The organism is Sedimentibacter saalensis, from assembly GCF_007830175.1.
GTDB classification, from domain to species: domain Bacteria; phylum Bacillota; class Clostridia; order Tissierellales; family Sedimentibacteraceae; genus Sedimentibacter; species Sedimentibacter saalensis.
This window is the reverse complement of record NZ_VLKH01000011.1, coordinates 19,279-30,398: the sequence shown is the minus strand read 5'-3', so window position 1 is coordinate 30,398 and position 11,120 is coordinate 19,279. Positions and strand designations below refer to the sequence as shown.

Genomic DNA, 11,120 nt, shown 5'->3' with positions numbered 1-11,120 from the left:
ATTGGTAATTTTCAATAAAGTATTACTTGTCTGTTATGTTTTCGAAGGTATGTTCAATGCTGTCATCTGAATCGTTGCTGTTATCATCTGTCTTGGAGTATAACGCTTCAAATAGTGACAGGCACCCCAGAATTGTCATTGCTATACCTATTATTATGATTACAGTGTTAAGTGCTGCCTTGGAATTTATTATACAATATGAAGCAAACAATATTCCAGCACCTGAGGCTATGAGCATTATTACATCAGAATAGTCGCTTTTTCTTATGGCATTAAAATATATAGGAACTGTTAATATCAAAAGCAATATTCCTGTAATGAACATTATAAGTTCTGGTCTGAACAAGCCAAGGACTGCTGCAGCCACTAAAGCTGCATAATTAATTTTCTCTTTAGTTTTTAAATATTTGTACGTCATTTTAATGTTTACCAGGTTGTAGACCAAGACAGCAAACATTGCCAGGCGTATTGCTATGCTGCCAATGTATTTTGACGCCAGTATAAATATAATACCTGCCAATGTAAGGGACAGACTGATTATCTTCAATGTTCTGGTTTTTAAATTCATGTTGGAAAACAGCATATACTCACCCCTTATAATTTTGATTTATTATAACATTTATAGATTTGGTTAGCAATATTAAAGATGAGATACTAGATAAGCAAAAGATGAAATACTAGATAAGCTAGTCATTTTAATCAGATTGAAACCGGGCGGACACGAGGTCCGCCCCTACAGAATGATGAGCGAAAGTTTTTGTAGTTTTTAATGCAATGGATTTTGCTGTTTTAAATTTATTGTATAATTGAAAATTTTTATATTATAATAAACATATTACAAATGATGAGGAGATTGCAATGTTCATAGTTGATACTTCTGATACATACTATCTTGATAAAATATATGAAGACATGGATAAGCTCTGCAGCAAGTACAGTGATATTTTAAGCATGAAGATTATCGGCAAATCTGTTGAAGAAAGAGACATTATTGCTTTAAAGATAAGCGGAAGAAAAGATGAGATTCTTCGCTATGCTCATAATGACATAAATGATGACAGAGATGGGATGTCTCATTCCGCACAGAATGGCATCAGCACTGAGGCTGAAAATGAAAAGAGAGATTCTTTGCTGGCGTTCAGAATGACAGCGCCCGCTGATCTAAAAATAAAGCCCTCAGTTCTTTTTACCGGAGGTATTCATGCCAGGGAAGATTTTTCTGTAATGCTCTGCATGAAGATGATTGATTATTACTGCCACTATTACAGTGAAGCAGAATATTATGAAGGTTATGATGTCAGGAAAATAATTGATGCTGTTGATTTGTTTTTTGTGCCTGTGGCAAATCCTGATGGACTTAATATTATACATCATGGTATCGAAGCTTCTTCAAACTATGAAGAACTTAAAACTATGCATATATGGGGAGAGGATCACACTTATTGGAAGGCAAATGCAAACGGTGTTGATTTAAACAAGAATTTTGATGATGGAAACTGGGAAATAAGAACTTGCGTTCCCGGCACAGAAATTCCATGCTCAGATAGATTTAAAGGATTTAAGTCAAACAGCGAGCCTGAAACTTTGGCGCTGGTTAATCTCTGTAATGAAAATCATTTTTCACTAATGGTTACTTATCACTGCTCCGGCAACTGCACATTCTGGGCTGACAGCGGAACTCACAGTATGTTTAAAGGCCTTGACGAAAAAATTATGGATGAGTTAAATAAAAAGTACATTTACAGAAAAACTAAAGTCAGCATGGATCCGAAAATTTATGGCTGCGGTTTTGAAAACTGGTTCAGGGCAATAATGAAAAGGCCTGCATTTTGCATAGAGTTGTCTCCCTTTGTTGAAGGAGGGAAGCAGCATCCTGATTATATGTTTCATGAGCTTGTTTGGGAGCACGCAAAGAGCACAGGGTTGTTTTTTGCAGAAAAGGCTGCTGAAATAGGTGATGAGATTTTTGGAGATGCTGAGAAATTTGCTGCGTTGACTAAGTAATTTAAAATATAGATTTATGCGGGAGGACAGTAGTCCTCCCCTACGTGATTAAATTTCTAGATTATGCTTAATTCTGCGGGAGGACAATAGTCCTCCCCTACGAGATGGCATAAATGTATTACTATTTAATAAATAAGTTGTTGAAACATATTATTTTTTGAACTATATTAGTTTTATGTAATTTACAATTATTGGAGGAAAAAAATGAATGCTGAAATACTTTGTGTAGGTACTGAGCTTTTGCATGGAGATATTGTCAATACAAATGCCCAATATATATCAAAAAAACTGGCTGAAATAGCCATTGATGTACACTATCAGTCTGTTGTTGGAGATAATCCCGGCAGGATCAAAAAAGGTTTTGACATAGGATTTTCAAGAGCTGACATTGTAATATGCACAGGAGGACTCGGCCCCACCCAGGATGATATTACAAAGGAAGCCCTGGCTGAATACTTCAATGTTGAAATGGTTTATGATGAAAATAGTTATGAGCATGTGAAGGAGATGTACTCCCGCTTCAGAAAAGACTTTCCCAAGAACAACATGAGGCAGGCATATTTCCCAAAGGGTTCAATTATACTGAACAATGCCAACGGCACTGCAAATGCATGCATATTAAAGGGTGAAGACAGCGAAGGAAATATAAAAATAGGTATATTGCTTCCGGGACCTCCCAAAGAAATGGAGCCTCTCATGGACAATGAAGTCATACCTTATCTGAAGCAATTTTCAAATCAGGTGGTTTATGGTGAGAAGCTTGTTGTTGTTAACATCGGTGAATCAGCTGCCGAAGAAATGATTTTGGACATCATTGAAAATCAGACTAATCCCACAATTGCTCCCTACGCAAGCGCAGGCAAGGTAATTTTCAGAATAACAGCCAAAGCAGACAGCAAGGAAAAATGCATGGAGCTTATAGAACCGGTGAAGGAAGAGCTAATCAGCCGATTTGGCAAAAACAACGCATATGTTACTGAAACAGGCAAGGTTGAAGATAAGACTGCCGAGTTATTGATAGAGAAAAACATTACTATTGCAACAGCTGAATCCTGCACAGGAGGAATGGTGGCTTCCAGATTAATAAGTTATCCCGGCATTTCAAAAGTCTTCATGGAAGGTTTTGTAACATACAGCAATGAAGCCAAAATGAACACGCTGCAGGTTAAAAGAGAGACATTGGAGCGGTTTGGTGCAGTAAGCGAAGAAACGGCCAAGGAAATGGCATATGGTGCTGCTCAGGCTGCAGGAACAGACATAAGTGTATCAACGACTGGAGTGGCTGGCCCTGACGGTGGCACAGAAGAAAAACCTGTTGGATTGGTTTATATATGTGTATACTACAAGGGCAAGTTCAATGTTTTGAAAATAAAAAATACCGGCTCCCGCGAAATTATCAGGGACAGAGCGGCTACTTCTGCTTTGGACCTTGTAAGAAGCAGCATTGAAGGAAACGGCCAATAATTAAGAATTAAGAGTTAAGAGTTAAGAGTTAAGAGTTAAGAATTAAGAATTGAAATATGAGGGAATTTTTTCATTCAAAGTTGCGGGCGGACACGAGGTCCGCCCCTACATATTGAGCTGTGAACGTTGTATTCATGCAGATTTGTTCTGACACTGACGGTATTTTTAGATGAGCTATTTTTCAACTCCTGAAAAATAGGGTTAGCGCAACTTTCGAAATTTCTCATAGAATGCATTGCTAAAATATTGCATATATGAGGGATTTTTTTCATTCAAAGTTGCGGGCGGACACGAGGTCCGCCCCTACATATGAGCTATGAATGTTGTATTCATGCAGATTTGTTCTGACACATCCTGTATTTTTACTTGTCTGCATTGTTTGCCAGTATTCTGTTGTATTCGCTCAGCTTCTGGTCTGCCAGGTAGAAAATGCTGTCCATTGGATAATCACCGTATACACCCTTTTCTCCTGCTTCAACACCAGTAAGAAGTTCAAGTCCTTCCTCAATGGTTTTTACCGCATAAATGTGAAAAACATCCTTGACCACAGCTTCCACAACTTCATCCTTTAACATAAGGTTGTCAACGTTGCTTTCAGGAATTATAACTCCCTGGTTTCCTGTGAGTCCCTTAATGGAGCATATATCAAAAAACCCTTCGATTTTTTCATTCACTCCTCCAATAGGCTGGATTTCACCCATCTGATTAACTGATCCTGTCACAGCGAGGTTTTGTTTTATTGGAACATTTGAGAGGCTTGACAAAATTGCATAAAGCTCAGCACTTGAAGCACTGTCACCTTCAACTCCTCCGTAAAGCTGTTCAAATGTAACCTGAGCCGTAAGTCCGAATTGTTTTTCCTGTGCAAATTTTCCTCCAAGGTAGCCATTAAGTGTAAGCACTCCCTTTGAGTGGATGTTGCCGCTCATTTGTGTTTCTCTCTCAATGTTGATTATTCCCTGGCGGCCGGTGTACGTCCTTGCAGTTATTCTTGAAGGAATTCCAAAAGCATATCCCGATGCATCCATTACGGACAAACCATTGACCTGTCCCACCACAGCTCCTTCTGTGTCTATTAAAACCTTTTTATTAAGAATCTGTTCCTGCATTTTTTCTTCCAGCATGTTGGAGCGGTATTTTTTGTTCTTTATCGCCTTGTCTACGTGGTATGCATCCACAAATTCCGAATTGTCTGCCTCAGCCAGCGCTGATGATTCATACACTATTTCGCTTACCACATTGAATCTGGTTGAAAGTTTGTTTTGATTTTCAGCAAGTCTAGAGCCCATTTCAACCACTCTTGCCAATGCCCTGTTGTTAAAATGTTTCAAGTGCTGCTTTTCGCACACTGAGCCTATGAATGAAACATATTGCCTTATATTTTCCTGGTTTCTGTCCATTTCAACATCAAAGTCCACGTTAACCTTAAACAGCTTCTTGAAATCTTCATCGGAAGACAAGAGGTAGTAGTACATATAACTTCCAACCAATATTACTTTAACATCAAGAGGTATGGGCTGAGGCTTCAATGTCACTGTAGGCACAAACCTGGTTTGTTCACCGATGTTTTCCACAACAGCCTGCTTGTACTTAAGAGCCTTTTTAAGTGCATCCCAGGCATATGGGTCCATGAGGAGGTCTTTTGCCTGAAGAATCAGATATCCACCGTTTGCCCTTTGTAACGCTCCTGCTTTTATCATTGTAAAATCAGTCATTGTGGTCATCATAAGACTCTTGTATTCTATTTTCCCAAACAAATTGTAGTAATAAGGATTACTTTCTATGATTACGGGAGCTCCTGTTGCTTTTTCATTGTTTACAAACAAGTTGACCTTGTACCTTACAAATGGGTCCTTTATGTCTTTAGATTCAAAAAATCTGCCGTCAAATAACATATCTTCATCTTCATCGGTTGTTTCTGTTTCTTCCTGAGCTTCCGTAGCTACCTCATCATTTACCATGTGGTGAACACTGCTGAATATGCTGTGATTTTCTGCGGCGTCCTTAAGCACCTTGTCAAGATAATCGACAATTGCAGGTATTTCCTTGTACTTTTCTTTAAGCTGATTAATAAGAGGTTCTGCTGCCGCATGTGCAGTTTGTTTTTCCAGCTCTGTTGTCTGTTCCTCGGAAATTCTCTGCAAAACCTGTCCTTCACGTATGCGGTCATCAATTTCCTTTGCAAGCTTGTTTCTGTTTATTTCAATTTTTTCCTTTGTATCTACAGGCAGCTGGTTGTATTCATCGGGCGTTATGAGCCTGTTGTCCTTGAGAGGGATCAAAAGTATCTTTGTTCCAGCCTGCTGTATTCCAAAACCTGCAGTTATGGCCATTTTTTCAATGTCCCTCAATATGGATGCCATTTTTTCGCTCACCTTTTGAACTATTGTTTCCTTTTGCTGTTGAAAGTTGCTTCCTTCAAATGCTTTTGGTATATAAACAGCAAGGTTTGCTATTAATTTTTCCATATCCTTCTGAAAAATTTTCCCCTGGCCTGCAGGAAGAGTTATTGCCAGTGGTTTATCCCACTCGTTAAAATTATTGATGTAGCACCAGTCTCCAGGTATTTTTCCCTTAGCGGCTTCATTGTTTACTACTGATTGAGCATATGTGCTTTTTCCTGTTCCCTGGTGACCGAGAATAAAAATATTGTAGCCAGCGGCATTCATTGAAAGACCAAACTCCATTGCCTTTACCGCCCTGTCCTGTCCTATGACTCCCTTTGGAAAATTTACTTCCTTTGATGAACCGCAGAAATTAAGTTCATCATCAGTCATGCAGATTTTCTTAAGCCTTTCTGTTGGTACCTTGTATTTATCTATGTTAATTTTGTCAGCGTAATCCATATATCCTCCTTTAAATAATCACTTTAATTTACATATACCCCTCAACTTTAATATTAAACGAAAATATACAAATTGGACAATATATCCTGCTGAATTTAAAAGTTGTCAACAGTATGTGGTGTTTTTAAAATATTTATTAACATTTTAACTGCAATAAAAAAAGGTGGGTACAAAACCACCACCATATGATTACAAATTTGATTCAATGCTGTAGAGGAGCACTAATGTCATCTCGAACGAAAGATTACAAAATTATTAAATTAAAACACGGGCGGACACGAGGTCCGCCCCTACATTGTTGAAATAACTTTGTTATATGACTGAAGCGATATACACTTGTAATACAATTTACTCAGTTTTCAAAACCTTTACTCCTGCTATGAAGAATACGGCTCCCATACCCATGAGCACTATTGTTGGAAACACTGCCGCTTCAAATCCCATTCCTTTGCTGGCTATTCCTTCTATTCCCTGCATAGCCCATTTTTGAGGGGTAAGTTCTGCCAGAAACAAAAGTGCCTTGTTGTTGACTATATCAAGAGGCCACATACATCCACCAAGCATGGATGTGCTGGTCAAAACAACCGGCACAATTGCACCAAGCTGAGCCTGTGTCTTTACAAAACCAGACATCATAAGCCCCAGAGACGTTACTGCAAATATGAATGCAGCTGCAACCATCAATACACCGAACATGCTGTTTCCCCAATCAACTCCAAGCAGGTAGTTTCCGCACAAAATCAGCACTCCCATCTGAACAACTCCTGCCAAGTACGCTACGACCATGCTTCCTCCAAGTATGGAAGTCTTTGAAACCGGAGATATGAGCATCCTCTCCCATGTCTTGTACTGCTTGTCGCTTAATATTGTTCCTATTGAAAACACCATGGTGTACATGGAAAAAAACAATGTAAATCCTATCATGGTATGCTTCATACCGTCGTAACCAGACTGGTTTTTTGTATGGGCAATAGTGGATATTACATACATAGGATTCTTGTACTTCCATGAATCCATGACACCTGCATATGTCTTGGCTCTTACAGCTTCTGTATCAGTCATATTATCCTGAGAACTGATATAATCCGACGTAATATCTGCAACTTTAACTGCACCTGCCATTTTTGAAGCAATGCTTGTTACTGCCTGCTGAAGGGTAAGAATCATTGTGTCATCTTTTATTTTTATAAACCCAAGTGACACTTCACTGCCTGAAATGAGACTTTCTTCAAAACCGTCGTAAACAACCATTGCAACGCTTACGTTGCCTCCCTGAACACTTTTAGAGGCTTCATCCATGTCAGTCACAATAAAATTAAACGAATTGTTTGTTTTTAGCTCATCAATTAGCATTTCAGAATAATTGCTTTTATCTTCATCGACTATCATAATTTCAGGCCTGTAGGTGTTGAATGAGATTCCAAACACAGCCGTCAGCACAAGTGCCATTCCGGTCATAAGCACGAAAACCAGCACGTCATCCTTAAGCCTTAACAGTCTTAACTTTATTATGCTTAACATAATGTTCCTCCTTTCTATTTAATATTGCAACAGAGAGAATTAAAAATACAATGCCTGTTAAACCAAGAGCCGCAACATTTTTCATTACATCATTTAGCCCGTACCCCATCATAACCTTAAGATAAGATTTTAGTGCTAATCCGTTCAAGGATAAGAAACTTAAGTTTTGAATTACTTTAGGCATAACATCAACGGGAAAAAAACTTCCGCCAAGAAGAGCCATCCCTTGTATGATTGCAGACTCAAATGTATTGGCAAGTTTGAAGTTGCCTGCTCTGAAAGTTGCAGAAGCTATGAAAGCTCCAAGCCCTGCAACAGCAAATGCAGCAGAAGCGCTGATTATTGCAGTATTTACAATATTTCCCCAATGAACCTTGAGAGCAAAGTGAGAGTAAATTATCATTATTGTTATTTGTATGGAACAAAGCAAAAACACAACCACAAACTTTCCCGACAAAATGCTGAACTTTGATGTTCCTGCCATTATCATCCTTCCATATGTCTTATTTTCCTTTTCCTCCAGAAGCATTCTCCCCCCATGACCTGCAGAAAAGAGAATAAACATGGCCATCATGGCAGCAGCATAGTAATCTGCGCTTGTTATGCTTTTTCTTCCTTCAACCACTACATCCTTTATTTCAATGTCCATATGTTCAAGCACATTTGTAAGTTCTTCCATTACAATGTCTAAATTCTTAAGTTCGCCTACACCATTAACCATTGCTTGTTCAATAATAACATTCTTACCTATGATGACTGTTGCCATTGCACTGGAGTAAGATTCCATCACTGATTTTACTACCACCCCTTCAATGCTTTTATCAGGATGCACCTCAACCTTTATATCAACATTGTTCCTGAATGGAGTAACAAGGTTTACTTTCATGTCATACACAAATTTTTCAGGAAGAGTAACCACAGCTGATACTTCATTTTTATCAAGAAGCTCCATTGCAGTTTTTTCATCTTCGACTTGGTATGATATTATTTTTGAAACCTCATCGCTTCCAAGAAATTCTTGAAAGAATATTTTTTCAGGATCAACATCACGACTTGAATCCCCAAGTTTTGTGATAGTTTCTTCACCCATATTTTTTGAAAAAATACCGTTTCTTAAGGTTTCATCAAACATCTTTGAATCCTCATCCCCGTCATACAGCTTCACAACTGCAATCTTCACGCCTTCATCAAAATAGTCACCATCAGAAAACGAAGACTTCAAGGCAAAACTCAATATTGTCATCAATATGAGGGGCATGATTATAATTATTGCAACTGCATGTTTATCGCTTAAAATTGTTCGTAAATCCTTAATAATAATGCTTAACATTTTCATACGCTCACCTTAATCCCTAAGGGCTTTTCCCGTCAAATGAAGAAACACTGCTTCAAGATTGGGTTTTTTGACATCAATTGACTTTATAAACATTCCGTTTTCTGAAACCTTCAATGCAATGTCAGCAAGAAGAGTATCGGCATTATCTCCATGGAGCACAACAGTGTCATCAGAAATTCTTGCATCAGACACACCCTTGATTTCTTTTAACTTTTCAGATATTAAACCATCCACTCTGTTCAGTCTCACATTTATCTGTGTTTTTTCTCTGATCATTTCTACAAGTTCATCCTGACTTCCGGAAGCAATAATCTTTCCTTCATCCATGATGCAAACCTTGTTGCAGAGATACTCCACTTCTTCCATGTAATGGCTGGTGTAGATTATTGTAATGCCCTGATTGTTAAGTTTTAAAACTGTGTCAAGTATGTGGTTTCTTGATTGAGGATCTATGCCCACGGTGGGTTCATCCATTATGAGCATCTCAGGCATGTGAAGGAGGGCTGCTCCGATGTTGAGCCTCCTCTTCATCCCTCCTGAGTATTTGTCAACCCTGTCTTTCAATCTGCCGTTAAGCTCAATGATGTCTGAAACCTCTTCAATCCTATTCTTGAGCTCGCTTCCCTTAAGCCCGTATATGCTTCCCCAAAACCTGAGATTTTCATATCCGGAAAGGGTAGGATAAAGAGCTATTTCCTGGGGAACAACCCCCAGTCTTTGTCTGACTGACTTCTGATTATCAAATATACTTTTTCCATCGTACAATATTTCTCCTGAAGAAGGAGCCAGCAATGTTGAAATCATAGATATGGTTGTGGACTTTCCTGCACCGTTTGGTCCCAGCAGCCCAAACACATCACCTTTTTTTACCTCAAAGCTGACTCCGTCAACAGCATTGACTTTTCCAAAATTTTTATATAAATTTTCAACTTTTAACATAACACACCCCTAATCTTTATTATTGAACAAGTCCTTCATCATGTCAGGCATACTTTCATCCATTTCATCAACACTCAGTGTATTATCATTTGACAAAACAGGAAAATCAAAGTTTTGTTCCTTGTTGATGTCAAAATTGTTCAAATTCAGTTTGTAACTGATTGCCTTAAGATTCTTTTCTTCAGGGTCAATGACAGCAGCAGAAATTTCAAATGTTTCATTTACAATATATCCGTCGATATCAACATATGCAGTATATATAAAGCTTTCAATGTTGTAATTGTCTATGCCGATTTTAAATTCTGCAAGAATGCTTTCAAAAGATTTTACATTTGATTCTTCTGAACTTTTCTCAATATATTTCCTATAGAAACTTTTAAGCTTTTCATCCTTTGAAAGTATGTCAGTGCTATCCTTGACCAGGGTTTTTATCTGCTGATCATTTAATTTTATTACATACTCAGTTGTTTTGACTTCTCCGTCTGGAGTTGTAAGGACTATATCCTTACCCTTGAAAACATCGTCATCATTCATGAGGCTGATCCATTTTTGTGTTATAAAATCAATGGTTTCTTCTGATATGATCTCTTCATTTTCTTCAACATTAACATTAGCCTCTACTTCATCGAGCTTCATGTATTTTCCAACTACCGGCAGTTTCATAAACATTTCTTCACCGTTTATGAACACTTCAAAGTCAAATCCAAGGCCTCCCATGTTGAGATAATTTCTGAATATGCTTTTTCCTGCTTCATCGTCGTAGGAAACATTGAAGCTTCCCTTCATGTCCTTGTAATAATTAAGTTCCTTTATTTCTTCAGCAGTCATATTTTCAGTGTTGAGTTCTATTTTAGTTGCAAACTCTCCAGAAACTTTGCCCCTTGTGATCTGATCCGTTTTCTCCGATGCTTGTTTATATTCTTCAAGACTGCTGGTATTGCATGCTGACAGTGAAATCACAAGCATCAGTGCCAATGCTGCAAATAATAGTCTTTTCATAATACCCTCCT

8 protein-coding genes are annotated in these 11,120 nt (G+C 38.2%); 2 read left to right on the top strand and 6 right to left on the bottom strand.

The genetic code is table 11. The features are described 5' to 3' along the window. Positions 1 to 22: 22 nt before the first annotated feature. Positions 23 to 583, bottom strand: a complete 561-nt coding sequence (locus tag LY60_RS15065) for a hypothetical protein (RefSeq protein WP_212633495.1) — start codon at positions 581 to 583, stop codon at positions 23 to 25. A gap of 275 nt (positions 584 to 858) precedes the next feature. On the opposite strand from LY60_RS15065, the gene LY60_RS15060 reads away from it, so the two are divergent. Further along, entirely contained in the window at positions 859 to 2,004 is a 1,146-nt protein-coding gene (locus LY60_RS15060; protein ID WP_145085741.1) for a M14 family zinc carboxypeptidase, read from the top strand. A 204-nt stretch (positions 2,005 to 2,208) separates the two neighbouring features. Continuing rightward, positions 2,209 to 3,468, top strand: coding sequence for a competence/damage-inducible protein A (locus LY60_RS15055; RefSeq protein ID WP_145085738.1), 1,260 nt, complete (start codon positions 2,209 to 2,211; stop codon positions 3,466 to 3,468). Between the two features lie 362 nt (positions 3,469 to 3,830). Here LY60_RS15055 and LY60_RS15050 read toward each other — a convergent pair whose 3' ends face one another. From LY60_RS15050 to LY60_RS15030, 5 genes are all read right to left on the bottom strand, one after another. Beyond that, a complete protein-coding gene (locus LY60_RS15050; protein ID WP_145085736.1) occupies positions 3,831 to 6,314 on the bottom strand; it encodes an ATP-binding protein in 2,484 nt (827 codons plus the stop codon). Between the two features lie 348 nt (positions 6,315 to 6,662). After that, complete coding sequence (locus tag LY60_RS15045) at positions 6,663 to 7,835, bottom strand: ABC transporter permease (RefSeq protein WP_145085733.1); 1,173 nt, start codon at positions 7,833 to 7,835, stop codon at positions 6,663 to 6,665. Beyond that, positions 7,798 to 9,171, bottom strand: coding sequence for an ABC transporter permease (locus tag LY60_RS15040; protein WP_145085730.1), 1,374 nt, complete (start codon positions 9,169 to 9,171; stop codon positions 7,798 to 7,800). The genes LY60_RS15045 and LY60_RS15040 overlap by 38 nt, the downstream gene beginning before the upstream one ends. Before the next feature lie 9 nt (positions 9,172 to 9,180). Next, positions 9,181 to 10,110: an ABC transporter ATP-binding protein gene (locus LY60_RS15035; protein ID WP_145085727.1), complete on the bottom strand. Its 930-nt coding sequence runs from the start codon at positions 10,108 to 10,110 to the stop codon at positions 9,181 to 9,183. Positions 10,111 to 10,119: 9 nt separating this feature from the next. Then, positions 10,120 to 11,109 carry a hypothetical protein gene (locus LY60_RS15030; protein ID WP_145085724.1) on the bottom strand — a complete coding sequence of 330 codons (990 nt, stop codon included), beginning with the start codon at positions 11,107 to 11,109 and terminating at the stop codon, positions 10,120 to 10,122. Between the last annotated feature and the right edge of the window lie 11 nt (positions 11,110 to 11,120).

What these genes read in the sequence shown, in the direction of transcription:
- LY60_RS15065 (WP_212633495.1), bottom strand. Translation starts at nt 583, where the DNA reads ATGCTGTTTTCCAACATGAATTTAAAAACCAGAACATTGAAGATAATC.
- LY60_RS15060 (WP_145085741.1), top strand. Translation starts at nt 859, where the DNA reads ATGTTCATAGTTGATACTTCTGATACATACTATCTTGATAAAATATAT.
- LY60_RS15055 (WP_145085738.1), top strand. Translation starts at nt 2,209, where the DNA reads ATGAATGCTGAAATACTTTGTGTAGGTACTGAGCTTTTGCATGGAGAT.
- LY60_RS15050 (WP_145085736.1), bottom strand. Translation starts at nt 6,314, where the DNA reads ATGGATTACGCTGACAAAATTAACATAGATAAATACAAGGTACCAACA.
- LY60_RS15045 (WP_145085733.1), bottom strand. Translation starts at nt 7,835, where the DNA reads ATGTTAAGCATAATAAAGTTAAGACTGTTAAGGCTTAAGGATGACGTG.
- LY60_RS15040 (WP_145085730.1), bottom strand. Translation starts at nt 9,171, where the DNA reads ATGAAAATGTTAAGCATTATTATTAAGGATTTACGAACAATTTTAAGC.
- LY60_RS15035 (WP_145085727.1), bottom strand. Translation starts at nt 10,110, where the DNA reads ATGTTAAAAGTTGAAAATTTATATAAAAATTTTGGAAAAGTCAATGCT.
- LY60_RS15030 (WP_145085724.1), bottom strand. Translation starts at nt 11,109, where the DNA reads ATGAAAAGACTATTATTTGCAGCATTGGCACTGATGCTTGTGATTTCA.